The organism is Thiohalorhabdus denitrificans (genome assembly GCF_001399755.1).
In the GTDB taxonomy this organism is placed as follows: domain Bacteria; phylum Pseudomonadota; class Gammaproteobacteria; order Thiohalorhabdales; family Thiohalorhabdaceae; genus Thiohalorhabdus; species Thiohalorhabdus denitrificans.
On record NZ_LJCP01000008.1, the window covers coordinates 141,178 to 166,666 of the forward strand.

Here is a 25,489-nt window from a genome sequence, read left to right on the forward strand (position 1 = left end):
GGTAGCATTGAGCGCGCATCCGGTGCGCCGGGATTTCCAAATTGCCGATGTCCCCGGCCCCTGCTAACCTACGGCGCAACGTTAGTCAGTATTTACTTATGCTACCGACCGGTTACCGCCAGCGCGGGACCGAACGGAGGATGGAACGCGGATGATTGTCGATCGCCTCATGGGGGCCTTCTCCAGCGACCTCGCCGTGGACTTGGGCACGGCCAACACCCTCATCTTTGTCCGCGGAAAGGGCATTGCCCTTTCCGAGCCTTCCGTGGTGGCCATCCGGGAAGGCGAGCGCGGCATGAAACGCATCCAGGCCGTGGGCAACGAGGCCAAGGAGATGCTCGGGCGCACGCCGGGCAGCATCACCGCCATCCGACCCATGCGGGATGGCGTCATCGCCGACTTCCAGGTCACCGAGGCGATGCTCAAGCACTTCATCCGCAAGGCCCACAGCAACCGCATCATGCGGCCGAGCCCGCGCATCATCGTCTCCGTGCCCTACGGTTCCACGCCCGTGGAGCGGCGCGCCATCCGGGAATCCGCCGAGAGCGCCGGGGCCCGTCAGGTGTTCCTCATCGAGGAGCCCATGGCCGCGGCCATCGGCGCCGGACTGCCCATCGGCGAGGCGCGGGGCTCCATGGTGGTGGACATCGGCGGCGGCACCACCGAGGTGGCCATCATCTCCCTCGGCGGCATCGTCTACTCGCAGAGCGTGCGCATGGGCGGCGACAAGATGGATGACGCCATCGTCGGCTACATCCGCCGCAAGTACAACGTGATCATCGGTGAGAGCACCGCCGAGCGCATCAAGATCCAGATCGGCAGCGCCTCCCGGGTGTCCGAGGCCGACAACCAGGAAATGAGCGTCAAGGGGCGCGACCTGGCCCGCGGCATCCCCACCACGCTGAACCTCACCACCAACGAGATCCTCGAGGCCCTCGAAGAGCCCCTCAACACCATCGTCGAGGGGGTGAAGGTGGCCCTGGAGCAGGCCCCGCCCGAGCTGGCCGGTGACATCGCCGAGCGGGGTCTGGTGCTGACCGGCGGCGGGGCGCTGATCCACTCCATGGACAAGCGGCTCATGGAGGAGTCCGACCTGCCGGTGGTGGTGGCCGAGAACCCCCTCAACTGCGTTGCCCTCGGCGGCGGACGCGCCCTGGAAGAGATCGACACCTTCCGCGACGTCTTCGCCCGCGAATAGCGCCTCCGGCCCTTCGGGAACCGGCAACACAGGTCGCCGATGGGATTCCATGCCTCCACCCGCCAATCCAGGCCCGGCGTGGCCGCCACCGTGCTGGCGGCCCTGGCGGTCCTGCTCATGGGCGCGGACAGCCGGCTGGACTGGACGGAAGGCATCCGCAGCGCCCTGCTTTCGGCCCTCTACCCCGTGCAGCGGGTGGTGAGCGCCCCCATTCTCCTCACCCAGGCGGTGACCGACGAGGTGGAGAGCCACTTCCAGGTGCACCGCAAGAACGAGGTCCTGCGGAAACGGCTTGAGCACCTGGAGGCGGAGAACCAGGAGCTCGGGGCCCTCCGCCGCGAAAACGAGCGGCTTCGTCAGCTTCTCAACGAGGCCCAGCGTCTCAAGCGCTCGGTGAGCGCGGCCCAGATCATCGCCGAGAGCCCGGACCCCTTCCACCACACGGTGACCGTCAGCCGCGGCCAGCGCCATGGGGTCCACCCCGGACAGCCCGTCCTGAGCGCACAAGGGGTGGTGGGGCAGGTAAGCAGCCGTTCCCCCCTCAGCGCGCAGGTCATTCTCCTGACCGACCCCAACAGCGGCATCCCCGTCCTGGTACGGGACTCGCGTGTCCGGGGCATCCTCGCGGGCACGGGGAGCAAGGACAAGCTGGAGCTGCGCTATGTCCCCTCCAGCGCCCGGGTGAAGACCGGGGACATTCTGGTAACCTCTGGGCTCGGGGGAGTTTTCCCCAAGGGAATCAAGGCGGCCCGGGTCGAGGAGGTGGTTCGGGACCCCCATTCCCCCTTTGCCGAGATCACTGCGCGTCCCACCGTGCCCGTCTCCCGGCTGGAGGACGTGCTGCTGCTCGAGCAGGACACCCAGGAACCGCCGGAACAGGCACGGACGGGGAACTCGGACAAGGAGGCGTCTTGAACCTAAGGGGGCATCTGGTAGTCGCTTCGAGCATCGCGCTGGCCCTTGGCCTCGGGGGGCTGCCGCTGGCGCCGTCCATCGCCTACCTCTGGCCCGACTGGGTGCTGCTGACCATCTCCTACTGGGGCCTGGCCGCCCCCCACCGCTACGGGCTGGGGGTCGCCTTCGCCGCGGGGCTGCTGCAGGACGTCTCCGCGACCACCCTGCTGGGCCTCCACGCGCTGATCTACGTGCTGGCCATGTACCTGATCATCGAGAACCACCTTCGTCTCCGCCTCCTCCATCTCTGGGGGCAGACCCTGGTCCTCTTCTTACTGGCCCTGTTCAGCGTGCTGTTTCAGATCTGGGTGGAAGGACCGACGGAGGAGCTCGGGCCCAACCTCTGGGCGGCGGTCCCGGCCGTGACCACCGCCCTGTTCTGGTCACCGGTATTCCTCCTCCTGCGCAGCCTCCGGCAGCGCTTCGCCATCGCCTGACCTGCCATGGGCCGCCCCTCTCCCCTCGGACGCCGCGGTTCGGTCTCCACCCCACTCTCCTCCCGGATGCGGCAGTTCTCCCATTTCGAGAGCCGCACCCGACTGGTGGGCCTGGGGCTGCTGGGCCTCGGCCTCCTCCTTATGGGGAGGCTGTTCTACCTGCAGATCGAGCAGTTCTTCCACTACCGCACCCTGGCGGATGAGAACCGCATCACCGTCCGCCCGGTCCCTCCCCCGCGCGGGCTAATTTACGATCGCCGCGGGAGGCTGCTGGTGGAGAACCAGCCGGCCTTCGCCCTGGAGCTGTACCCCGAGAAGGTGGACGAACCCTCCCGCGTTTTCGACCGCTTGGTGGAGGTGCTGCCCGCGGCGTCCGCCCACCGGGAGCAAATGAAGAAGCGGCTCGCCGAGAGCCCCCGCTATCAGCCCGCGGTCATTCTGAATAAGCTGACCACCGAGCAGGTTTCCAAATTCGCCGCGCAGCAGCATCGCTTCCCCAGCATCCGGATACGGGCCCGCTCCCAGCGCAACTACCTGAAGGGGGCGCGGACGGCCCATGTCCTGGGCTACCTGGGCAGCCCGAACCGGGGGGACTTCCGGGAGTTCGACCCGGACCTGTACCCCCACGGGGCCCGGCTGGGCAAGATGGGTCTGGAACGGGAGTACGAGAAACTCCTGCACGGCGCCCCGGGCCTGCGGGAGGTGGAGACCGACGCCTTCGGCCGGGTGGTGCGGGAGCTTTCCACCGAGTCCCCCGAGCCCGGCAAGAACCTGATCCTGACACTCGACCAGGATCTGCAGGCGGCCGCGCACGAGGCCCTGGCCCCGTACAAGGAGGCCTCCGCGGTGGCCCTGGACCCGGATACGGGCGGCATTCTGGCCATGGCCAGCCGCCCTACCTTCAATCCCAACGAGTTCATCGGCGGCTTCACCTCCGCAACCTGGGACAAGCTCCGTCAGGACCCCGACGAACCCCTGGTGAACCGCGCCATCCAGGGACTCTACCCACCCGCCTCCACCATCAAGCCGGTCCTCGCGCTGGCGGGGCTCCGGGAGGAGGCGGTGGACCCTTCCACGGAACTCACCTGCAACGGTACCTTCAATACCGGCCAGGACGACCACACCTTCCACTGCTGGAAAACCCGCGGCCACGGCCCCATGACCGTGGACCAGGCGGTGGTGGAATCCTGCGACGTCTATTTCTACAAGCTGGCGGACCGCCTCGGTATCGACCCCATCCACGAGGCTTTGGATGCCTTTGGCCTGGGTGCCCCGACGGGGGTCGACCTCCCGGGGGAGCGCCGGGGGCTCAACCCGGACCCACAGTGGAAGCGCCGCAACCGCGGAACCGTCTGGTATCCCGGTGAGACCATCATGACCTCCATTGGCCAGGGCTACATGCAGGCCACCCCGCTGCAGCTGGGCACCCTCACCGCGGCCCTCGCCAACGGGGGGCACCGGGTTACGCCGCATCTGGTCCACGGGATCCAGGACCCCGTCACCAGGAAGGTGGACTACCGGGAGCCGGAGAAGACCCCCATCGACCTGGTGGACGAGGAATCCCTTCAATTGGTTCGGGACTCCATGCGCCGGGTGGTGGGCTCCCTCCATGGCACGGCCCACTCCATCGCCGGGGGCTGGATCCCGGTGGCCGGCAAGACGGGCACCGCCCAGGTGGTCCGCATTGATCGGGACAGAGAGGAACAGCTGGACCCCGAGGAGAAGGCGCGCAAGCTACGGGACCACGCCTTGTTCCTGGCCTTCGCCCCGGTGGAAGATCCGCAGATCGCCGTGGCGGTGGTGGTGGAGCACGGCATCAGCGGCGGCAAGTCGGCCGCACGGGTGGCCCGGTACATCATCGACAGCTACTTCGGCGGGAAACCCTGATGGCCCTTCTGAGCCCGGACAGCCCTTGGCGGCGCTTCGACTGGCCCTACTTCCTGCCCATCCTGGGCCTGGCCATCATCAGCCTGATCGTCCTCTACAGCGCCGGCGAACGGGATGCGGGGCTGGTGCTGGGGCAGAGCGCCCGCATGTCCATCGCCTTCGGCGCCTTCTTCCTCGCCGCCGCCATTCCCCCGCGCCTGTTCGCCCTGCTGGCCCCGTACCTGTACGCGGGCACCCTGTTGCTGCTGGTACTGGTGCCTCTCATCGGCAGTTCCGGCATGGGGGCCCAGCGCTGGATCGAGCTGGGGCCGGTCACCATCCAGCCCTCGGAGATCATGAAGCTCGTCCTGCCCATGGCCCTGGCCGCCTTCCTGAGCCACCAGGACTATCCCCCGAAACCGACGGTGCTGGCCGCCTGCCTGGCCATAATCCTGCTCCCCACCGGTCTGGTCATGATGCAGCCCGACCTCGGCACCTCCGTGCTTATCGGGGCGTCGGGCCTGGTGATCCTGTTCCTCGCTGGCGCCCATTGGGGCTATTTCGCCGGCCTGGCGGCCCTGGTCCTGGCGGCCCTGCCCCCCGCCTGGTACATGCTCCACGACTACCAGCGCCAGCGGGTGCTCGGCTTCCTGAACCCGGAGGCGGACCCCCATGGATCCGGGTACCACATCATCCAGAGCAAGATCGCCATCGGCTCCGGGGGGATGACCGGCAAGGGATGGCTCAACGGTACCCAGGCCCAGCTGGACTTCCTGCCCGAGCGCCACACCGATTTCATCTTCGCCGTGTTGTCCGAGGAGTTCGGCCTGATCGGGGGGGTGGCCCTGCTGAGCCTGTACCTGCTGCTCACCATGCGGGGACTGGTGATCGCCTTCCGCAGCCGGGACATCTACAGCCGCCTGGTGGCCGGCGGCATCTCCACCATCTTCTTCTTCTACGTGGTCATCAACATCGGCATGACCACGGGCCTCATGCCGGTGGTGGGTGTGCCGCTGCCCCTGGTGAGCTTTGGTGGCTCCTCCCTCCTGGCCCTGCTGGGCGGCCTGGGCCTGGTGATGGGCGTCAGCATGCGCCGGGGACGATGAAGGGGGGCACGGGCCGTGGTACTATTTTTGTCATCCGGCGTCTGTCGCCGCTTGTCCACCAGTCAGCCAAGGATCCTGCGCGTCCCGAACATGGCCGCCCTGCCATCGCCTTGCATCCCCACCTCCGGACCCCCGAGGATCGGTGGCCGATCGGGGGTCTCCTTGCTGGGGGCCCTTCTGGCCTTCCTGGTCGCCGGCTGCGCCACCCATCCCGGGGAGGGGCATGGGCCGAGCGGCGCCACATCCGGAGGGAACAAGACCAGCCCCTACAAGGTGAACGGCGACTGGTATCACCCCCTCCGAACCGCCCGGGGGTATCAGGAGGAGGGGCTCGCTTCCTGGTACGGCGACAAGTTCCACGGCCGCCCTACCGCCAACGGCGAGGTATTCGACATGCACCTGCCCACGGCGGCGCACAGGACGCTCCCCTTACCCACGCTCGTCCGCGTCACCAATTTGGAGAACGGCCGCTCCACGCAGGTGCGGGTGAACGACCGGGGGCCCTTCGTGGATACCCGGGAACGGATCATCGACCTGTCCTATGCCGCGGCCAAGCGCCTGGGCATGAACAAGCAGGGAGTGGCGCGGGTGCAGGTGGAGGCCATTGGCGGCCCCGGGTTGGAGGGCCCTGCACGCGCCCGGAACGGGGCCGACGGCGGCGGGGACCGGGTCTACCTGCAGGTGGGAGCCTTCCGGGAGGAGGGCAACGCCGAGCGGCTAAGGCGGCGCCTCCGGGACCTGGACCTGGATCCGGTGGAGATTGCCAACGCCCGTCAAGACGGCGCCCCCCTGTTCCGCGTCCGGATCGGTCCTCTGCCCGGCGTGGGCCGGGCGGACGACCTGGCCCAGCACCTCCACCGGCAGGGGCTGCCCACGGGGCACCTGGTCCGGGACTAACCCCGCCCCAGCCCCCCGGCCCCCACACCGGACCCCTTGAACGGGCCCCCGGCCTGCCCCGGTTGCCCTTCGCAGGAATACCGAGCAATCCCGCAAGGCGAAAGGGCGGGCGCCCGTCGCTGGGATACTGCGTAGGCCGCTCCGGAAGGGAGCGCATTTCCGCGGCGGTACACTGGCCGTGCAACAACAACCCGACGGAACCGATGTGCCGATGATCCATTGTCCAACCCCATTCCGCTGGCTGCTGCCGGCCCTTTTGCTCCTTGCTCTGCCCGCCGCCGGGTCCGCGGTCCCCGAGCCGCCGTCGGTGGAAGGGCATTCCGCCTTCCTGATGGACCTCCGCTCCGAGCGGGTGCTGGCCAGCCAGGCGGAGACAGAGGCTTGGCACCCGGCCAGCCTGGCCAAGCTTATGACCCTCTATACCGCCTTCACCGCCCTGGAGGAGGGGCTCATTTCCCCCGACGACAAGGTCCGGGTGAGCAAGGAGGCCTGGCGCACCAAGGGCTCCCGCATGTTCCTGGAAGCGGGGAGCGAGGTGCCCCTGCAGCGGATCCTGAAGGGCATCGCGGTGCAGAGCGGCAACGACGCCTGCGTCGCCCTGGCCGAGCACGTGGCGGGCTCCGAACAGGCCTTCGTGGAGCTCATGAATGAGCACGCCCGGGAGCTGGGCCTGGAGGATACCCGCTTTGCCAACGCCACCGGCCTGCCCACCGAGGGGATGCAGACCACCGCGCGGGACATGGCCCACCTGTCGGCGGCCCTGATCCGGGAGTTCCAGGACCGCTACCCCATGTTCGCCGTCCGCAAGATGACCCACAACGAGGTCACCCAGTACAATCGCAACCGCCTCCTATGGTGGGACGAGTCAGTGGACGGCCTGAAGACGGGCCATACCGAGGCGGCGGGGTACTCTTTGGTGGCCTCTGCGGAGCGGGAGGGTATGCGCCTGGTCTCGGTGGTCATGGGCACCGACAGCGAGCGGGCGCGGGCCAAGGAGTCGCAAGAGCTGCTGGACTACGGCTTCCGGCACTTCCGCACCTTCAAGCTGTACAAAGCCGGGGAACCCCTGCACGAGGTCCGGGTCTGGAAGGGCGACCGGGATAACGTCCGGGTGACCCTGCCGCAGGATCTGTACGTCACCCTGCCCCGCAACCAACGGGACCGGCTGGAGGTGACCCTCGACTTCAGCACGCCCCTGACGGCGCCGGTGGCGCAGGGGGCGGATGTGGGCCGCCTTACGGCCAGCCTGGAGGACCGCACCCTGGCCACCGCACCCCTGACCACCCTGGAGGAGGTTCCCACCGGGGGCTTCTTCCGGCGTACCCTCGATACCTTCCGGGCCTGGTTCACGGAGTAGCGTTTTGTCCGAGCCCACACCCATCGCCTATGTGAACGGGACGTTCCTGCCCCTTTCGGAAGCCCGGGTTTCCATCCTGGACCGGGGCTTCCAGTTCGCCGACGGCGTCTACGAGGTCATCCCCGTCTATGGCGGCAGGCCCTTTCGCCTGGACGCCCATCTGGGGAGGCTGGAGCGCTCCCTGCGGGAGATCGGCATGGCGCCCCCCATGGACCGGGAGGCCCTGGGGGAGCAGGTGCGGGAGCTCATCGCGCGCAACGAGGGACGGGACTGCCAGGCCTACATCCAGGTCACCCGCGGGGAGGCGCCCCGGAACCATCCCTTTCCCGACGCGGTCCACCCCACCGTGGTCATGACCTGCACGCCGGTGACCCCGGTGCCCGAGGAATGGATCCGCGAAGGGGTCTCCGTGATAACGGCGGAGGACATCCGCTGGGCGCGCTGCGACATCAAGTCCATCGCCCTGCTCCCCAACGTAATGATGCGCCAGAAGGCGGCCGAATCCGGGGCCTTCGAGGCCCTCTGGGTCCACCAGGGGCAAGTCATGGAGGGCGCGGCCTCGAACATCTTCGCCGTGTTCGGCGGGCGGGCCGTGACCCCGCCCGACGGCTCGCGGGTTTTGCCCGGGATCACCCGCGACGTGGTCCTGGAGCTGGCCGCCGAGCAGGATCTCCCGGTGGCTTCCGGGGAGATCGACGCGGCGGACCTGCCGCATGCGGAGGAGATCTGGGTCACCTCCAGCACCAAGGAGGTGCTGCCGGTGACCCGGCTGGACGGCGAGCCCGTGGGCAAGGGGCGCCCCGGGCCCCTCTTCCGCACCGTGCTGGACGCCTACCGGGCCCGCATCCGGGAGCTGCGGGCCCGAGCCGAGGAGGAACAGCCATGAGCGAGCAATGCCCGCTCGGTGGGGCCCAGGTGGAGTACCCCATCCCCTACACCGTCAAGGCCTTCGGCGCCAACGCCGCCGGCTTCCCGGAGCGGGTGCGGAAGGCGGTGGAACAGCACGCCGCCCTCGGCACCCACGCGGTGCACACCCGCGAGAGCCGCAACGGCCGCTACATCAGCGTCTCCTGCGCCTTCCAGGCCGAGAGCCGGGAGCAGTTGGATGCCATCTATGCCGACCTCCAGTCCGATCCCGACGTCCTCGCCGCCCTCTGAAGACGAGGGGGAGCCCCGGCTCCGCGACCTTGGCCACCGGGAGTACGGCTTGGTCTGGGAGGCCATGCGCGCCTTCACCGCGGAGCGGACGGCCGAGACCCCGGACGAGCTGTGGCTGGTGGAGCACCCCCCCGTGTTCACCCAGGGCCGCAACGGGCGCCCGGAGCATCTGCTGAACATCACCGGCATCCCCGTGGTGGAGACCGACCGGGGCGGCCAGGTCACCTACCACGGCCCCGGGCAGGTGGTGGCCTACCCGCTGCTGGATCTGCGCCGACGCGGCTGGGGGGTGCGGCACTACGTAGCGGCCCTGGAGCAGGCGGTGATCGACCTGCTCGCCGACTACGGACTGGCCGGGGTGCGCAAGGAAGGCGCGCCGGGGGTCTACCTGGATCGCCCCGGCCTGCCCAAGATCGCGGCCATCGGGCTTCGGGTCCGGGGCGGCTGCACGTACCACGGGGTGAGCCTGAACCTGACCAACGACCTCGAGCCGTTCACCATGATCAACCCCTGCGGATACGCGGGCATGGCCGTCACCCGCATCGGCGACCACGTTCCCGGGCTGGACGCGGAGGCCGCCAAACGGGCCTTCACGTCCGCCCTTCTGCACCAATTCCGTCCATCGCAGGAGTCCGTCCATGGCCGATAGCCGCCGGGACGCCGAAGCCGCCCCCGGGGAGGAGGCCGCCAATCCCCACCCCGGCAAGGGCGAGTACAAGATGCGCAAGGCGCGCTTCGACCGCACCCAGGAGGACCTGGGCCGCAAGCCGCGCTGGCTGCGCGTACGCTCCCCCTCCGATCCCCGCGTCCACGAGATCAAGGACATCCTGCGCAGCCACGAGCTGCACACCGTCTGCGAGGAGGCCTCCTGCCCCAACCTTGGGGAATGCTTCGGCGGGGGAACGGCCACCTTCATGATCCTCGGCGAGGTGTGCACGCGGCGCTGCTCCTTCTGCGACGTGGCCACGGGGCGGCCCGCGCCGCCCGACCCGCTGGAGCCCGCCCACCTGGCCGCCGCCGTGGCGGAGATGGGTCTCGACTTCGCGGTGATTACCTCCGTGGACCGCGACGACCTCACGGATGGCGGCGCCGGCCAGTTCGCCGAGGTGATCCGCCTGCTGCGGGACCAGTGCCCGGACACGGGCATCGAGATCCTCACCCCCGATTTCCGCGGCTGCGAGGAGGAGGCCCTGGCCCGCCTGGCGGAGCATCCCCCCACCGTCTTCAACCACAACGTGGAGACGGTGCCGGAGCTGTACTACACCGTGCGCCCCAGCGCCGACTACGGCCGCTCCCTGGGCCTGCTGCGCCGCTTCCGCGAGGTGGTTCCGGACGTGCCCACCAAGTCGGGGCTCATGCTGGGCCTCGGCGAGGAGCTGGATCAGGTGCGCCGGGTCATGTCCGACCTGCGCGCCCACGGGGTGGACATCCTCACCTTGGGCCAGTACCTGGCGCCGAGCGGCCACCACCACCCGGTGCGCGCCTACATCCACCCCGACACCTTCAAACGGCTGGAGGAGGAAGCCCTGGAGCTCGGCTTCCTGAGCGTCAACGCCGGCCCCCTGGTGCGCTCCTCCTACCACGCGGGAGATCACATTCCCGGGCGGCCCTCGCCGCTTCCCGATTGACAGTCCGCCGCTTCCGCCTGATACGCTGAAGCTCCAACTTTTATAACTGCCTGCGGGCAAAGAGCGCCCGGGGCAAACCGCGCGAAGGAAAGGTTCATGGAAAACCGCATAACCGTACCTGCCCACCGAACCGGCCTGCGGGCAATGCTGATCATGGCCATGACGGGGGCCCTGTTCGCCGGCTCCGCCGTCGCCCAGATGGGCCCAGGGGGCGGAGGCGGAGCTCCCGGGGGGGGACAGCCTTCCATGAGCGAGGAGGACCGCCAGGAGCTCCAACAGGCCCAGCAGCAGGTACAGAAGCTCCAGCAGCGGCTCGGCGAGATCCAGCAGCAGGCTCTGGATAACAACCCCGAGCTGCAGGAGCAGCAGAAGGAGCTGGAGGCCCTGCTCAAGGAGAAGATGCAGGACAAGGGCACCAGCCCGGACAAGGATCTCGACCGCATGAAGGAGATCCGCAAGGATCTGAACGAGAACCAGGACATGGCGGAGGAAGAACGCCGGCAGCTCATGCAGGAGTTCCAGCAGAAGGCCCAAGGCTTCCAGCAGGCCCAGCAGCAGGCCATGCAGGACCCCGAGGTCCAGGAGGCCCGGGAGCAATTCCGCGATGACCTGCTTGCCGCCATGGAAGAGGAGGATGCCAAGGCCGAGCAGCTCATCCAGGATCTGGAGCAGGCCCAGAAGGAGTTCCAGCAGCTGATGTCCGAGCGCTTCTCCGGCCCGGGTGGCGGCCAGGGCGCCCCGCAGGGCGGCGGCGGCCAGGGCGGCGGCGCCGGCCAGATGCAGTAGGCCGGCCCCACAGCCGGACCTTCCCTTACCGCCCCCGGGCCTTCCCCGGGGGCGGTTTTTTGTGTAATCCTTCGACCTTCCGGACACTCCGGGAGGCCTCCTCGGCCTGCCGGCCCCAGCCCGCCCTTCGCGAGGTCCGATGAAGCGGTCCCCTCAACGGCTCCTTCTCGCCATCGTCGCACTCCCGGCCATGGCCGCCCCGGCCCCGGCCCAGGAGACCGAGGAGGGCCCGGTCACCATGGAGGCGGATCGCATCTCCCTGGACGGCAACCGGGTCCAGGCCTGCGGCAACGTCCAGACCCGGCGGGACGGCACCCGGATGGAGGCGGACCGCGTCACCTACCGGCGGGACACCGGCTGGGTGGACCTGGAGGGCGATATCCGCGTCCGGGACGCCGGCTACGAGGCCACCGCCCCCTCCGCCCGCCTGAACCAGGAGACGGGGCTGGGGGAGATCCGGGAGCCACGCCTGCACCTCCTGGACAGCGATGCCTGGATCCTGGGGGAGCGCCTGGACCGCTACGCCCCCGAGCGGTTCCGCATGGACAGCGCCATGTACACCGCCTGCGCCCCCGACGCCCCGCCCTGGGCACTGCGCTCCGGCACCATCTACGTGAACCAGGAATCGTCCTTCGCCCATCACTGGAACACCCGCCTGGAGCTGGCGGGGATCCCCGTGCTCTATACCCCCTACTTCGGCCACTACACCGACGAGGAGCGGCACACAGGCTTTCTCTATCCCTCCGTCGAATTCTCCGGCAGCCGCGGAACCGACATCACGGTGCCCTTCTACTGGAATATCGCCCCCCAGATGGACGCCACCCTGGGCCTGCGCAACATGACGGCCCACGGCCTCATGCCCCAGCTGGAGCTCCGCCACCTGGGAAAGGACGTGGAAACCCGCGTGTACGGTGAGCACTTGGCCGACGACAAGGCGACCGGCGACGACCGCTACTACTACGCGGCGGAGCAGCGGGGGACCCTGCCGGGCGATGTGGGCTATCTGCTGGATGCGGAGCGGGTAAGCGACCCGGAATACCTATCCCTGTTCGGCCGCGACCTGGAGCGCGGCTCCCAGCGCTACCTGACCTCGGTGCTCTCCCTGTCCCGGGGGTGGGGGAACTACCGGGCGGACGCTAGCTTCACCTACCTGCAGGACCTGCAGGACTTTAACGCCCCGGACACCCTGCAGGCGCTCCCTCGGCTGAGCCTGCAGGGGGACCAGCCCCTGTTCGGGGCCTTCCCCGGCTATCTGGAGCTGGAGGGAGAGTACGTGCATTTCTACCGCGAGGAGGGGGATCGGTACCACCGCTCTTTCGTGGACCCCTCCCTGAGCCTTCCCCTGGACACCCGCTACGGCTCCATCGAGCCCCGGGCGGGCGTCCACGCCACCGCCTACCGGCGTTCCGGGGGCACCCCCGGAACGGGCGACCGGGACCAGACACGCACGCTGCCCCATTTCAGCCTGCGGGCGGACAGTCGGATCCACCGCATCTGGGACTTCGGCGGCGGGGCCGTTCGCCACTCCATCGAGCCCGAGCTGTTCTACCTCTACATTCCCTATGAGGACCAGGACGACCTGCCGGTCCTGGACACCAAGGCCTCGCCCCTGCGCTTCGACGACCTGTTCGAGATGAACCGCTTCTCCGGCATCGACCGCATCAACGACGCCAACCAGCTCACCACCGCCCTGACCAACCGCGTGGACGCCAAGCGGGGGCAGCGGCACTGGGAGGCGGGCCTCCTGCGCCTGGGGCAGATCCACTATTTCCGGGACCGCCGGGTCACCCTGGATCCGGGTACGGAGCGGACGACCAGCGCCACCTCCAACTACTTCGCGGAGTTCGGCCTTCGGCCCATTCCCGAGGTCGCCCTTCGGGGGGCCCTGGAGTATGATCCGGACCGGCCGGCCTTCGCCCTGAACCAAATGGACTATTTCCAGTCCCAGCTGACAGCGTCGCACCCGTCCGGCCACCGGTTCAGCGCCCGGTACCTGGTCCGGAACGCCTTTGCCGATGGCTCCCCCGAAACCGTTACCGAGGAATACCGCACCGCCGCCCAGGTGGACCTCGGACCCAGCTGGGACGCCTTCGGCCGGTATCGGTATTCGGCCTTGTTCCGGGAGCCGTTGGAGCGAGAAATCGGGTTGGACTATCATGCCGGATGCTGGGGCGTTCGCCTCGCCTACCAGGACCGCCTATTGCGCCGGAGCGAGGCGGGCGAGCGCGACACCACCGTGTACCTGACGGTCCGCCTACGGACCCTCGGGGAGTTCGAGTTCGGCACCGACCCCAGCGACCTCCAATAGACCACTTCACCGATCTGACAGCCAGCTTGCGGGAGCCCGACCAGTTGCCAAACACGCCAGCGAACCCCCGTTTCCGGATCCGCCGCCTGGGCCGATCCCTGTTCCTGACGCTCGCCCTGGGGGCGGCGTTCTTGGCGTCCTCCCCCGCTCCCGCCGCCCAGCTCGTGGACCGGATCGTAGCGGTGGTCAACGACGAGGCCATAACCGCCACCGAGCTGGAGCAGGCCCTCCAGCAATCCATCTCCAACCTCCGCCAGCGCATGGGCCCCGGGAACCTGCCGCCCCGACAGGTGCTGCGCCGCCAGCTCCTGGACCGTCTGATCATCGACCGCATCCAGCTGCAGCGAGCCCGGGAGCGGGGCATTCAGGTATCCGCCCAGGAGGTGGACCAGGCCATCAGCCGGGTCGCCCGGCAGAACAACATGGCCCCCGGGCAGTTCCGCCAGGCCCTGCGCCGCCAGGGCATCGACTTCGGCCAGTACCGGGAGCGCCTGGAGGAGCAGATCCTGCGCAGCCGCCTTCAGGACCGGGAGGTGCGCTCCAAGGTGCACGTGACCGACGAGGAGGTGGAAAGCTACCTGGCCCGGAAGGGTCAGGGCGGCCGCCAGCGCTACGAATACGAGCTGCAGCACATCCTGGTGGAGGTGCCGGAGCAGGCCTCCCCGGAGGAGACCGACCGCCTGCGGACCAAGGCCGAAGGGCTCCGGGAACGCATTCGCGGCGGCGAGCAGTTCGGCAAAGTGGCCGCCGCCGAGTCGGACGGCCAGAACGCCCTGGAGGGCGGCGCGCTGGGCTGGTTCCAGCCCGGCGAGCTTCCGGCGCCGGTGCTGGCGGAGGTAGAGGCCGTGGAGCCCGGGCACCTGTCCCGGGTGGTGCGGACGCCCAGCGGCTTCCACCTGTTCAAGGTCACCGACCGGCGGGCCGAGGAATCCGCGCAGGAGACCCAGGTGAAGGCCCGCCACATCCTCCTGCGCACCGACAGCGGTCGCAGTGAGCGCGAGGCCCGCCGCCTGGCGGGGGACCTGCTGCAGCGCGTGCGCAGCGGGCAGGGAGACTTCGCGGCGCTGGCCCGGCAGTTCTCCGACGGGCCCTCGGCCCGGGACGGCGGGGCGCTGGGCTGGATCAGCCGCGGCGAGATGGTGCAGCCCTTCGAGGAACTGGTGTTCTCCCTGGAGCCGGGCACCTACGGCGGACCCGTGCGGACCCAGCACGGGATCCACATCGTCGAGGTCCAGGAGGAGCGGCAGAAGACCATCGACCCCGAGGACCGCCAGAAGGCCGCCCAGAACGCCCTGCGCACCCGCAAGACCCGGGAGCGCATGGACCAGTGGCTCCGCCAACTGCGGGCCCAGGCCTACGTGGACATTCGCCTCGATGAGCGATGATCCCAGGCACAAAACCGGCGGCGCGGCGGTGGCCCCGGGTGCAGCTCCCGTTTTCCCGGGCATTCTTGACCGTACCGGCGGTTTTCCCACCGCATGCCGATTAGGGGTGTCATGCGACTCGACCTGTTCCTGAAGACCACCCGCCTGATCAAGCGCCGCCCCCTGGCCAAGGAGGCGGCGGAGGCCGGCTGCATCAGGCGCAACGGCCGCCCGGCCAAGGCCGGTGACGAGGTCAAGGCGGGGGACCGTCTGGTCATCGACCTCGCCAACCGGCATGTTGAAGTGGAGGTCCTTGCCGAACCGCCCAAGCAGGTGCGCAAGGACGAGGTGGACCGGTACATCCGGGTCCTTTCCGCCAACGAAGGGAGCTCCGGAGCATGACCACCCGACCCATGGCCGTTACCCCCGGCGACCCCGCCGGGATCGGGCCCGACCTGGTCCTCCAGGCCGCGGCCGACGCCGCCTGGCCGGGCGGCCTGGCCGTCTTCGCCGACCCCGAGGCCCTGGCCCGCCGGGCGCGGGAGCTGGGGCTGGTGGTGGGCCTCCACGAGTGGCACCCCGGGGAGTCGCTGCCCTGCACGGGCCTCGCGGTGCACCCGGTCCCCCTGGCGCAGCGCGCCGAGCCCGGCCGGCCGGACCCGGCCAACGCCCCCGCCACCCTGGCCGCCCTGGACCGGGCGGTGACGGCGGTCATGGAGGGACACTGTCAGGGCCTGGTCACCGGCCCCATCAGCAAGGCCGTGATCAGCGAGGGGACCTCCCTGCCCTTCTCCGGCCACACGGAATACCTGGCCGAGCGCGCCGGGGCCTCCCACCCCGTCATGATGCTCGTGGGGGGCAACCTGCGCGTGGCCCTGGTCACCACCCACCTTCCCCTGCGCGCCGTGCCCGACGCCGTCACCCCGGAGCGGGTCAAGCGGACCGTGCGCACCGTGGCCGAGGCGCTGGCCAACGATTTCGCCGTGCTCGAGCCCCACATCCTGGTGACGGGGCTCAACCCCCACGCCGGCGAGGGCGGCCACCTGGGGGACGAGGAGCAGCGGATCATCGGACCGGCCCTCGACGCCGTGCGTGCCGAACTGGGGGCCAGCGCCCAGGTGGAAGGCCCCGTCCCCGGGGACACCGCCTTCACTCCGCGCTGCCTGCGCGAGGCGGACGCGGTGATCTGCATGTACCACGATCAGGGGCTGGGCCCGCTCAAGCAGCAGGCCTTCGGCGGGGCGGTGAACGTCTCCCTGGGGCTGCCCTTCGTGCGCACCTCCGTGGACCACGGCACCGCCTTCGATCTGGCGGGAAGCGGCAACGCCGGCGGTGGCAGCTTCCGCGAGGCCATCGCCCTGGCCCGTACCCTGTCGGCGAACCGCGCCCGCGCCAACGAGTAGGCGGGCCATGGAAAAGCACCGCCCCCGCAAGCGCTTCGGCCAGAACTTCCTGCGCGACGGCAACATCGCGCGCAAGATCCTGGACGCCCTGGACCCGGACCCCGCCGACGCGGTGGTGGAGATCGGCCCCGGCGAAGGCGCCCTGACCCGGCTGCTGCTGGAGCGGCTCGACCGTCTCGACGCCATCGAGCTGGACCGCGACCTCATCCCCGCCCTGGAGGGCCTCGCCGGGGGCGACCGGCTGCGCGTCCAGGCCGCCGACGCCCTGGCCTTCGACTTCCGGGCCCTGGCGGCGGAGCGCGGCAGGCGCCTGCGGGTGGTGGGCAACCTGCCCTATAACATCTCCACCCCGCTGCTGTTCCACCTCCTGGACCAACGCGACGCCCTTTCGGACATGCACTTCATGCTGCAGCGCGAGGTGGTGGACCGGCTGGCGGCGCAGCCCGGTACCAAGACCTACGGCCGGCTGTCCGTTATGGCCCAGCTGGACTGCGCGGTTACCTCTTTATTTCGGGTGCCACCGGGTGCATTCTATCCCGTACCGCAGGTGGAATCGGCCGTGGTTCGCCTCCGCCTGCGGCCGGAAGACGCCCCCCGCCCCCGGGATCGGACCCGCTTTGCGGAGGTGGTGACCCGTGCCTTCCAGGCCCGGCGCAAGACCCTGCGCAACGCGCTCCGCGGCCTTTGCGACCCCTCCTGCCTTGAAGCGGCGGACATCGATCCCCATCTACGGGCGGAATCGCTCGCGGTGGACGACTTCATCCGGCTGGCGGACCGCGTTACCGAAGGCGCGGGGAGGCCGGCGGAATCTTGAACCGACCCCATGGTCAAACCGAAGGGTTCCTTGATGCAGGCAGGGAGCAAGGGATGAGCACCGAGGACCCATCGACCCTGACGGATAACCCGGTCGAGCCCGAGGAAGAGGAGGAGGTCGGCAGACCCTCCCTTTACAAGGTGCTCCTACTCAACGACGATTTCACCCCGATGGAATTCGTGGTGGAAGTTCTGCAACGATTCTTCGGAAAGGACCGCGAAACGGCCACCCGGATCATGTTGCAGGTGCACCATCACGGTAAGGGTGTCTGCGGGGTCTACCCCTACGACATCGCCGAGACCAAAGTGAACCAGGTTGTGGATTACGCCCGCAGCAACGAGCATCCCCTCCAGTGCACGATGGAAAAGGAATAGGCTGCGATGATAAGCGACGAGCTCGAATTCACGCTCAACCGAGCTTTCCAAGAGGCACATAAACGCGGCCACGAGCTGATGACCGTGGAGCATCTCCTGTACGCGCTCCTGGAGAACCCCTCCGCGGCCGAGCTGCTGCGTGCCTGTGCCGTCGAGATCCCCGCACTGGAGCGCAAGCTGGACCAGTTCCTGGACGAATCCGTCCCCTCGGGGAGCGGCAACCCGGCGGAGACCCGGCCCACCAACGGCTTCCAGCGGGTCATCCAGCGCGCCGTGCACCACGCCCAGAGCGCCGGCCTGCGCGAGGTGACCGGCAACCGGGTGCTGGTGGCCATCTTCTCCGAGAAGGACAGCTTCGCCGCCTACTTCCTGCAGCAGGCCGGGCTGACCCGCATGGACGCGGTCAACTACATCAGCCACGGCATCACCAAGACCAAGAGCAACGAGTCCGAGCAGCAGGAAGAGGGCCAGGCCGAGGAGGGCGAGGAGAAGTCCCGCGGGGGCAGCCCGCTGGAGCGCTTCGCCACCAATCTCAACGAGAAGGCGACGGCGGGCAAGATCGACCCGGTCATCGGCCGCGACTCCGAGATCGCCCGCACCAGCCAGATCCTGTGCCGCCGGCGCAAGAACAACCCGCTGTTCGTGGGCGAGCCCGGCGTGGGCAAGACCGCCATCGCCGAGGGCCTGGCCCTGAAGATCACCGAGGGCGAGGTCCCCGCCCTGCTCGAGGATGCGGTGGTCTACGCCCTCGACATCGGCGCCCTGCTGGCCGGCACCAAATACCGGGGCGACTTCGAGGAGCGCCTCAAGGCAGTGCTCAAGGCGCTCAAGAAGCAGCCCCACGCCATCCTGTTCATCGACGAGATCCATACGGTGATCGGTGCGGGCGCGGCGAGTGGGGGCACCATGGACGCTTCCAACCTGCTCAAGCCGGCGCTGGCCTCCGGTGAGCTCAAGTGCATCGGCTCCACCACCTACGAGGAGTACCGCAACTACTTCGAGAAGGACCGGGCCCTGTCCCGGCGCTTCCAGAAGATCGATGTGGAGGAGCCTTCCGTCGACGAGACCATCTCCATCCTGGAGGGGCTCAAGGCGCGCTACGAGAAGCACCACCAGGTGCGCTACACCAAGCCGGCCCTGCACGAGGCCGCCGAGCTGTCGCACCGCTACCTGCACGGCCGCTATCTGCCGGACAAGGCCATCGACCTCATCGACGAGGTGGGCGCCGCCATGCGGCTGCGGCCCAAGACCAAGCAGCGCAAGACGGTAGGCCCCAAGGACGTGGAGGAGGTGCTGGCCAAGATGGCGCGCATCCCGTCCAAGAGTGTCTCCCGGGACGACCGTGAGGCCCTCAAGAACCTGGACCGCGACCTGAAGCTGGCGGTATTCGGCCAGGACGAGGCCATCAGTCAGGTCTCCACGGCCATCAAGCTGTCCCGCTCCGGGCTGCGCGAGCCGGAGAAGCCCATCGGCTCCTTCCTGTTCGCCGGCCCCACCGGCGTGGGCAAGACCGAGGTGAGCCGGCAGCTCGCGGCCACCATGGGCCTGGAGCTGATCCGCTTCGACATGAGCGAGTACATGGAGGCGCATACCGTTTCCCGGCTCATCGGCGCGCCTCCGGGCTACGTGGGCTTCGACCAGGGCGGGCTGCTCACCGAGGCGGTGAACCGCAACCCGCACTCCGTGGTGCTGCTCGACGAGATCGAGAAGGCCCACCCGGATCTGTACAACGTCCTGCTGCAGATCATGGACTACGGCAAGCTCACGGATAACAACGGTCGCCAAGCGGACTTCCGCAACGTGGTGCTGATCATGACCACCAACGCGGGCGCGGAGGCCATGAGCAAGAAGTCACTGGGCTTCATCGAGTCCTCCACCGAGAGCGCCGGCGCGGACGCCATCCACCGCACCTTCTCGCCGGAGTTCCGCAACCGGCTGGATGCCACGGTGTTCTTCCAGCCGCTGGCCCGCGAGGTGGTCGCCCAGGTGGTGGACAAGTTCGTCAGCCAGCTGGAGCAGCAGCTCTCCGAGCAGGGCGTGGAGATCGAGGTGGACGAGGCGGCCCGCAACTGGCTGGCCGAGCGGGGTTACGATCCCGCCATGGGCGCCCGCCCCATGGGCCGGGTGATCCAGGAGCAGATCAAGAAGCCCCTCGCCGACGAGCTCCTGTTCGGCAAGCTGTCCGAAGGCGGCAAGGTGATGGTGAGCCTGGAAGGCGACGAGCTCACCTTCTCCTTCCCTGAGACCCCCGAGGCCACCGAGCCCGTGGAGGCCTAGGGCCACCGGCAAGGCAAGGGCGGACCCCCGGCGGGCCCGCCCTTTTTGTCTCCGGGCATACCCTTCAGCCGAGGGAGGGAGCCGTGTACCTCCTGGACCCCAACGCACCCTTCCCCACCTTCCCCGACCCGCGGCACGCTTCCAGCCCCGAGGGCATCGTCGCCATCGGCGGGGACCTGGGGGTGGACCGCCTGATTCAGGCCTACCGCCAGGGCATCTTCCCCTGGTACAACGAGTACGAGCCCATCCTCTGGTGGAGCCCGGACCCCCGTCTGGTGCTCTATCCGGAACGGCTGCACGTCAGCCGCAGCCTGCGCAAGGCCTTCCGCCGCGGCGACCTGACCTTCACCTTCGACCGGGACTTCTCCGGGGTAATGCGAGGCTGCGCGGAACCGCGGGGCACCACCCCGGAATCCGCGGGAACCTGGCTGAACGGGGAGATGATCGCCGCCTACGAGCGCCTCCACGCCCACGGCCTGGCCCATTCCACCGAGGCCTGGGACCGGGAGGGGCGGCTGGTGGGGGGACTGTACGGCGTGGCGCTGGGCCGCGCCTTCTTCGGGGAATCCATGTTCACCCGGGTGACGGACGCCTCCAAGATGGCCTTCGTCCATACGGTGCAGGCCCTGGGGGAGGCCGGCTACCGGCTCGTCGACTGCCAAGTGTACTCCGACCACCTGGCCCAATTCGGCGCTCGGGAGATCGCCCGGAACCGGTTCCTCGCCGAGCTCGACCGCTGTCTGGCCGGACCCGAGCCCGCTGGCCCCTGGCCCCATCCCGGCGACGCGGTGGGGGCATCCTCCGGAGGCACCTAGGTCCCCTCCCGGACCGCGTGGCCCGGGTTCAAAGGCAGGCCGCCCGGCCTCCCTCCCCCGGCTCCCGCTCCACGGCCGTGAGCCGGGCGGTCACCGAGCCGATACCGATCCGGGACTCCATGCGCACCGGCAGGTGGCGGCGGTCGTCGGTGAACCACACCCATAGCCCCCCTTCCCGCGCGAAGATGCCGTCCGTCTCCAGGCGCGGGCGAACCTTCACCGTCGGCGTATCCGGGCCGAGCACGGTGTCCAGCCGCTCCCGGCCCACCACCTTCACCGTCAGCTCGTAGCCGCGCCCGTCGTCGAACACCGGGATGCGGAACCGCTCCCCCGCCTCGAGCCCCCGGGCGCGTGTGGCGTACAGGGCGGTCACCACGTCCATGGTGGCCGGGTCCACGGGAAAGTAATCGGTCCGGCCCGACTCCAGATCCTCCGTGTAGACCACGCCGTGCCGGGCGAAGCGGGCCCTCCGGGCTTCCCGCTCCTCCCCCTCCCGGCGCCGCACCTTGTAGCTCAGCGCCCGGACGCCCCCGCCGGTCAGTCGGGTCCGGGCCGTTATGCGGTCGCGCACCTTGTAGACACCGTCCACGAGTGCGTTGGTGCAGGCCTCGATGCGAAGCTCGGCCCGTCCGGCATCCGCTTCCCGGGCCTGAATGACCGCCCTTCCGGCCGGGAACTGCGCCCAATCCACCCGGAATTGCAGCCGCTCGAAGCCCCCGTCCCAGCCGTATTCCGACGCCGAGGCCAGCCCGGGCAGCAGCAGGGCCGCGACCCCCAGGAGCAGAGCGGTGGACCACAGGGGTCGCGCAAAAACCTTGATTGTTTTATGGTTGAACGGCTTCGGACCTTCCATGCTTCCGGCCCGCGGTGCGCGCGTGTGTCCTGATGTGGCCCCCATGGAATACGTCCCCCCAACGTGAAAAGAGCGCCCTATGTCCCAGCCCCCCACCCCGGAGCGGACCAGCCGCATCCCGGACCTGGTGCGCAGCTTCCGGCTGGAGGATCTGCTGACCGCCCGTCAGCATTCCCGGGACTTCACCTTCTACCGCTCCGATTACCTCCTGGTGCGGGTGAAATTGTTCGCCCTGCTGTTCGGCGTGGCAACCCCCCTCTGGCTTCCGGTGGACATGTGGCTGCTGCCGCCGGAGAGCCTGGCGGCCATGGGCGGGCTGCGGGCCCTGACCGGCTTCCTCTTCCTGCTCCTGGCCCTGGTGGGCACACGCCGACGCAGCCTGGCCCGCGCACGGACGGCCCTAGTGGGCCTGATCGTCATCCCCGCCCTCTTCTACCTCGCCTCACGGATCATCCTGGGGGAGGAAGCCATGCAGGGGGCGCTGGTGGGCTACACCTTCCTGCCCTTCGTGCTTCTGGCCGGCGGCGCCCTGTTCCCGTTGACCTTCCTGGAGGGCGGGGGGATCCTCGTGGTGGTGTACCTGTCCGTGCTCGCGGTGGGCTGGCACGCCGGCACCCTGTTCACGCTCCCCTTCCTCGGCACCCTGTGGCTCCTGGTGCTCCTGTCGGGCATCGCCCTGTGGGCCCAGTCGGCCCAGCTGCACATGCTGCTTGGCCTCTACCGCCAGGCCACCCGGGACCCGCTTACGGGCCTGTTCAACCGTCGGGCCCTGTTCCGCCAGGGCGAGGCGGAGTTGGCGCGGGCCCGCCGCCAAGGGGCCCCGGTCTCCCTGCTGCTGCTGGACATCGACCGCTTCAAGCGCATCAACGACCACTGGGGCCACCGGGTGGGCGACGCCGTCCTCCGCCATCTCGCGGACATCCTCCAGCGCGAGTTCCGGGCCGGGGACCTGCCGGGGCGCTACGGCGGCGAGGAGTTCGTGGTGCTCGCCATGGGTGCCGACTATGACGGCGCCACGGCCCTGGCGGAGCGGATCCGTCTGGCGGTGGCCGACAGCCCGGCCCCCGTGCCCGAGGGCAGCCTCCCCTATTCGGTAAGCATCGGGGTGGGCAGCGGCCGGGCCGACGAGCCCCTGGAGGAGCTCCTTCAGCGGGCCGACGAGGCCCTGCTGCAGGCCAAGGAGGCGGGGCGCGACCGGGTGGTTGCCCTGGCGGGGACCTCCTCAGCCCCCGCCCCCGGATGGGCCGCCGATCTTTCCCCCTCCGGAGGGAACGGTTAGCCTAGTGTCATGCCTCGGAATTGCATCGAATTTCTGAGGCATGACACTAGGTTGTCCGTAGGTAACCAACACCCGGGGGAAAAGCGTGACAAACGGTGCGGAGGGTGCACCCCTGTCCTTCGCCCAGCGAGTGGCCGCCCTGGTCAGCCTGGGCATCCTGCTGGTGGGGGCCTACCTGGTGCTGCAGCCGTTCCTGGTTCCCATCCTGTGGGCCGCCATCCTGGTCTATGCCACCTCCCCCATCTACCGCTGGTTGACGGCCCGTTTCCCCAACCGGCCCATCCTCAACAGCCTGGCCATGACCCTGGGGCTGATCCTGCTGCTGTTCGGGCCCGCAGCCATCATCAGCCTGTCCCTGGCGGCGGAGTCCGCCACCGTGGTGGAGGCGCTGCGGGAGTTCTCCCGGCAGGACCATACCCCCCTGATGGAATTCCTGGTCGGCATCCCGCTGGTGGGGCCGACGGCGGCCGGGGAGCTGGAGACCCTGATCCAGAACCCGGAGATCCTGACGGAGACCCTGCTGGAATGGGCCCAGCGATCCTCCGGCATGCTGCAGGAATGGGCGGGGGATGTGGCCCGGAACATCGCCAAGCTCGGCATCGCCCTGCTCACGGTGTTCTTCTTCTACCTGCACGGCCAGACCCTGGTGGAGCAGACCCGGCGTGCGGGGCTCCGCCTCGGCTTCGACCGCCTCTGGGAGTACCTGCCGGCGGTCACCCGGACCCTCAACGCGGTGCTGTTCGGGCTGATCCTTACCGCCCTCGCCCAGGGCCTGCTCGCCGGCATCGCCTACGCCGTGGTGGGCCTGCCGGTACCGGCCCTGCTGGGCACGGCCACCGCCCTGCTGGCCCTGCTCCCCTTCGGCGCGCCCATCATCTGGGTCCCCGCCGGTGTCGTCCTGATCGGCCAGGGCGACTGGATGGGCGGGATCGGCCTTCTGCTGTGGGGGATGCTGGTAGTGAGCTGGGTGGACAACCTCATCCGCCCCATGGTGATATCGGCGTCCACCCGTATCCCCTTCCTTCTGGTATTTTTCGGGGTGATCGGGGGCGGCTTGGCCTTCGGCCTCATCGGCCTGTTCATCGGCCCCATCATCCTCTCCGTCCTCATGACCGTTTGGCGAGAATGGACCGAAGCCCCCCAATGAGCGCACACGCACTTGCCGGTTTCCTGCTCGCCCTGGTGACCGCCCTCTGGACCGGACCCGCCGCGGCCGAGTCCGAGATCGGGGGCGTCTACAGCCTGGAGCTCGGTCAGAGCCGGGAGCGGGCCGAGCAGGCCCTGGCCGACGACGAGCACTTCCGCCGCATCGCCGCCCGGCATTTCGAGGGCTTCCCCCTCTACGAGGTCACCCTGGGCAGCCACGAATTCCACGTGCATCCCCGTTTCCGGGACGACCGCCTCGCGGAGATCACCCTGCAGTTCCAGGAGAAGGCCTCCTCCAACGACGTGGACCCCCTGATCCACGAGCAGCTGGCCTTCGGTCTCTCGACCTTCCGCACCCGCTTCGGGGAACCGGACCAGGTCTTCCTCGAGCCCCGGGAAGTGGCGCCCCGGGATTTCGAGGAGGACGACCGGGTCGTAACCCACCAATGGACGCAGGGAGAGCGGGTGGCGCAGCTCCTGCTTTGGCGGGAGGGCTTCACCTACGGGGCGGAGATCCTGCTCGCCGAGCAGTCGGCCCGGGAGCCGGAGGGATCCCCCGCCGAGGCCTTCTAGGGACTCACTCTCCCAGGGCGGCCCGGAGCCGCTCCAGGGTCCGTCTTCCGGCCGGGTGGTCCCGGCTGCGAATCACCGCCACGCGGCCGTTGGCGGGGCGCCCCGTGCCATCCAGGTCCAGGGCCACGGTTACGCCCTCCTCGCCCGCGTCCGGGACCGCGCCCAGATCCAGGCCCACCTTCTCCCCGTGTCGGCTGAACAGCGAAAACAGGTAGCCGCCGGGCAGAGGGCCCGGATCGCGCCAGACGCCCTCGTCCACCAGGGCCGCCCAGGCGGGGACGAACCCCGGTCCGTAGAAATCGAAGAAACCGTTGGAGCCGCGCAGGTGGGCCTCGATGAGGGTGGCGCCGATCAGCTCGAAGTTGCAGATACCCGTATAGCCGGGGAGGTTGGCGGCCACCCACTCGCTGAGGATCCGCTCGTTGGCCGGGCGCTCCACCCCGATGCGCCAGTACACCGGCCGGCCGTCCACCCACTCGTCGCCGGCCACAGTGTGGGCGAACCAGACCACCTCGCCGTCGCGCACCAGGCAGTCGGTGCTGCTCTGCTCCCCCTCCAGGTACCGGCACCAGAAGGTGCCCGGAACGTGGGCCACCCCGCCCGCCTGCGCCTTGTGGGCGCCGATGGCCATGCCCGCCAGGTTGGTGATGGGGCGCACGAACACCGGCTCCCCGGCCCCCAGGCCCAGCTCGGCGGGCTCCACCCCGGCCGGGGCGGCCACCAGGCCCTGGGACAGGGCCAGCTCCAGCTTGTTGTAGACCCAGCGATGCGCCGGGTTGAGCCGCCACGCCGCGCCATCGCTGACGCCGATGTCGGCGGCGGGCTCGGCGGCGTCGAACAGGAACCGGCGTTCCGGAAGGACTCCGTGGAAGGGCATCGGCCGCTCCTTTGCGGGC

General features: G+C 69.3%; 25 protein-coding genes. 23 read left to right on the top strand and 2 right to left on the bottom strand.

Translation table 11 applies throughout. The features are described from left to right. The first annotated feature begins 151 nt into the window (after positions 1–151). From AN478_RS05645 to aat, 20 genes are all read left to right on the top strand, one after another. Complete coding sequence (locus tag AN478_RS05645) at positions 152–1,198, top strand: rod shape-determining protein (RefSeq protein WP_399353721.1); 1,047 nt, start codon at positions 152–154, stop codon at positions 1,196–1,198. 78 nt (positions 1,199–1,276) lie between these two features. Then, complete coding sequence (gene mreC, locus AN478_RS05650; protein ID WP_176758769.1) at positions 1,277–2,113, top strand: rod shape-determining protein MreC; 837 nt, start codon at positions 1,277–1,279, stop codon at positions 2,111–2,113. Further along, the gene (gene mreD, locus AN478_RS05655; RefSeq protein WP_054965643.1) at positions 2,110–2,589 is read left to right on the top strand and encodes a rod shape-determining protein MreD; all 480 of its coding nucleotides are present in this window, start codon (positions 2,110–2,112) and stop codon (positions 2,587–2,589) included. Before mreC ends, mreD begins: the two co-directional genes overlap by 4 nt. A gap of 66 nt (positions 2,590–2,655) precedes the next feature. After that, complete coding sequence (gene mrdA / locus AN478_RS05660; RefSeq protein WP_054965644.1) at positions 2,656–4,476, top strand: penicillin-binding protein 2; 1,821 nt, start codon at positions 2,656–2,658, stop codon at positions 4,474–4,476. Beyond that, positions 4,476–5,561, top strand: a complete 1,086-nt coding sequence (gene rodA, locus AN478_RS05665; RefSeq protein ID WP_054965645.1) for a rod shape-determining protein RodA — start codon at positions 4,476–4,478, stop codon at positions 5,559–5,561. Before mrdA ends, rodA begins: the two co-directional genes overlap by 1 nt. A gap of 162 nt (positions 5,562–5,723) precedes the next feature. Then, the gene (locus AN478_RS05670; RefSeq protein WP_054965646.1) at positions 5,724–6,458 is read left to right on the top strand and encodes a septal ring lytic transglycosylase RlpA family protein; all 735 of its coding nucleotides are present in this window, start codon (positions 5,724–5,726) and stop codon (positions 6,456–6,458) included. A 211-nt stretch (positions 6,459–6,669) separates the two neighbouring features. After that, positions 6,670–7,815: a D-alanyl-D-alanine carboxypeptidase family protein gene (locus AN478_RS05675; RefSeq protein ID WP_054965647.1), complete on the top strand. Its 1,146-nt coding sequence runs from the start codon at positions 6,670–6,672 to the stop codon at positions 7,813–7,815. Between the two features lie 4 nt (positions 7,816–7,819). Beyond that, the gene (locus AN478_RS05680) at positions 7,820–8,701 is read left to right on the top strand and encodes a D-amino acid aminotransferase (RefSeq protein WP_054965648.1); all 882 of its coding nucleotides are present in this window, start codon (positions 7,820–7,822) and stop codon (positions 8,699–8,701) included. Beyond that, entirely contained in the window at positions 8,698–8,973 is a 276-nt protein-coding gene (locus AN478_RS05685; RefSeq protein ID WP_054965649.1) for a YbeD family protein, read from the top strand. Before AN478_RS05680 ends, AN478_RS05685 begins: the two co-directional genes overlap by 4 nt. Beyond that, complete coding sequence (gene lipB, locus AN478_RS05690; RefSeq protein ID WP_074471414.1) at positions 8,930–9,622, top strand: lipoyl(octanoyl) transferase LipB; 693 nt, start codon at positions 8,930–8,932, stop codon at positions 9,620–9,622. Before AN478_RS05685 ends, lipB begins: the two co-directional genes overlap by 44 nt. After that, positions 9,612–10,601, top strand: coding sequence for a lipoyl synthase (gene lipA, locus AN478_RS05695; RefSeq protein ID WP_054965651.1), 990 nt, complete (start codon positions 9,612–9,614; stop codon positions 10,599–10,601). The genes lipB and lipA overlap by 11 nt, the downstream gene beginning before the upstream one ends. A 96-nt stretch (positions 10,602–10,697) precedes the next feature. Next, positions 10,698–11,387 carry a hypothetical protein gene (locus tag AN478_RS05700; RefSeq protein WP_054965652.1) on the top strand — a complete coding sequence of 230 codons (690 nt, stop codon included), beginning with the start codon at positions 10,698–10,700 and terminating at the stop codon, positions 11,385–11,387. 139 nt (positions 11,388–11,526) lie between these two features. Further along, a complete protein-coding gene (locus tag AN478_RS05705; RefSeq protein WP_054965653.1) occupies positions 11,527–13,695 on the top strand; it encodes an LPS-assembly protein LptD in 2,169 nt (722 codons plus the stop codon). A gap of 44 nt (positions 13,696–13,739) precedes the next feature. After that, the gene (locus AN478_RS13925) at positions 13,740–15,080 is read left to right on the top strand and encodes a peptidylprolyl isomerase (RefSeq protein ID WP_054965654.1); all 1,341 of its coding nucleotides are present in this window, start codon (positions 13,740–13,742) and stop codon (positions 15,078–15,080) included. Positions 15,081–15,191: 111 nt separating this feature from the next. Next, positions 15,192–15,461 (top strand): RNA-binding S4 domain-containing protein, encoded by a 270-nt coding sequence (locus AN478_RS05715; protein WP_054965655.1) that lies wholly within the window; start codon positions 15,192–15,194, stop codon positions 15,459–15,461. Beyond that, entirely contained in the window at positions 15,458–16,462 is a 1,005-nt protein-coding gene (gene pdxA, locus AN478_RS05720; protein ID WP_054965656.1) for a 4-hydroxythreonine-4-phosphate dehydrogenase PdxA, read from the top strand. The genes AN478_RS05715 and pdxA overlap by 4 nt, the downstream gene beginning before the upstream one ends. A gap of 7 nt (positions 16,463–16,469) precedes the next feature. Continuing rightward, the gene (rsmA, locus tag AN478_RS05725; protein WP_054965657.1) at positions 16,470–17,276 is read left to right on the top strand and encodes a 16S rRNA (adenine(1518)-N(6)/adenine(1519)-N(6))-dimethyltransferase RsmA; all 807 of its coding nucleotides are present in this window, start codon (positions 16,470–16,472) and stop codon (positions 17,274–17,276) included. Between the two features lie 53 nt (positions 17,277–17,329). Further along, the gene (clpS, locus tag AN478_RS05730; RefSeq protein ID WP_082432866.1) at positions 17,330–17,650 is read left to right on the top strand and encodes an ATP-dependent Clp protease adapter ClpS; all 321 of its coding nucleotides are present in this window, start codon (positions 17,330–17,332) and stop codon (positions 17,648–17,650) included. A gap of 6 nt (positions 17,651–17,656) precedes the next feature. Further along, positions 17,657–19,927, top strand: coding sequence for an ATP-dependent Clp protease ATP-binding subunit ClpA (clpA, locus tag AN478_RS05735; RefSeq protein WP_054965658.1), 2,271 nt, complete (start codon positions 17,657–17,659; stop codon positions 19,925–19,927). An 83-nt stretch (positions 19,928–20,010) separates the two neighbouring features. Next, positions 20,011–20,742, top strand: coding sequence for a leucyl/phenylalanyl-tRNA--protein transferase (gene aat, locus AN478_RS05740; RefSeq protein ID WP_074471413.1), 732 nt, complete (start codon positions 20,011–20,013; stop codon positions 20,740–20,742). A 28-nt stretch (positions 20,743–20,770) separates the two neighbouring features. Here aat and AN478_RS05745 read toward each other — a convergent pair whose 3' ends face one another. Further along, positions 20,771–21,595, bottom strand: a complete 825-nt coding sequence (locus AN478_RS05745; protein WP_054965659.1) for a DUF3108 domain-containing protein — start codon at positions 21,593–21,595, stop codon at positions 20,771–20,773. Positions 21,596–21,674: 79 nt separating this feature from the next. On the opposite strand from AN478_RS05745, the gene AN478_RS05750 reads away from it, so the two are divergent. From AN478_RS05750 to AN478_RS05760, 3 genes are all read left to right on the top strand, one after another. Continuing rightward, complete coding sequence (locus AN478_RS05750) at positions 21,675–22,874, top strand: GGDEF domain-containing protein (RefSeq protein ID WP_054965660.1); 1,200 nt, start codon at positions 21,675–21,677, stop codon at positions 22,872–22,874. An 85-nt stretch (positions 22,875–22,959) separates the two neighbouring features. Further along, positions 22,960–24,021 carry an AI-2E family transporter gene (locus AN478_RS05755; RefSeq protein WP_082432868.1) on the top strand — a complete coding sequence of 354 codons (1,062 nt, stop codon included), beginning with the start codon at positions 22,960–22,962 and terminating at the stop codon, positions 24,019–24,021. Then, positions 24,018–24,593, top strand: coding sequence for a hypothetical protein (locus AN478_RS05760; RefSeq protein WP_054965661.1), 576 nt, complete (start codon positions 24,018–24,020; stop codon positions 24,591–24,593). Before AN478_RS05755 ends, AN478_RS05760 begins: the two co-directional genes overlap by 4 nt. A 4-nt stretch (positions 24,594–24,597) precedes the next feature. On the opposite strand, the gene AN478_RS05765 is transcribed toward AN478_RS05760, so the two are convergent. Next, positions 24,598–25,470, bottom strand: coding sequence for a hypothetical protein (locus AN478_RS05765; protein WP_054965662.1), 873 nt, complete (start codon positions 25,468–25,470; stop codon positions 24,598–24,600). Positions 25,471–25,489 lie beyond the last annotated feature (19 nt).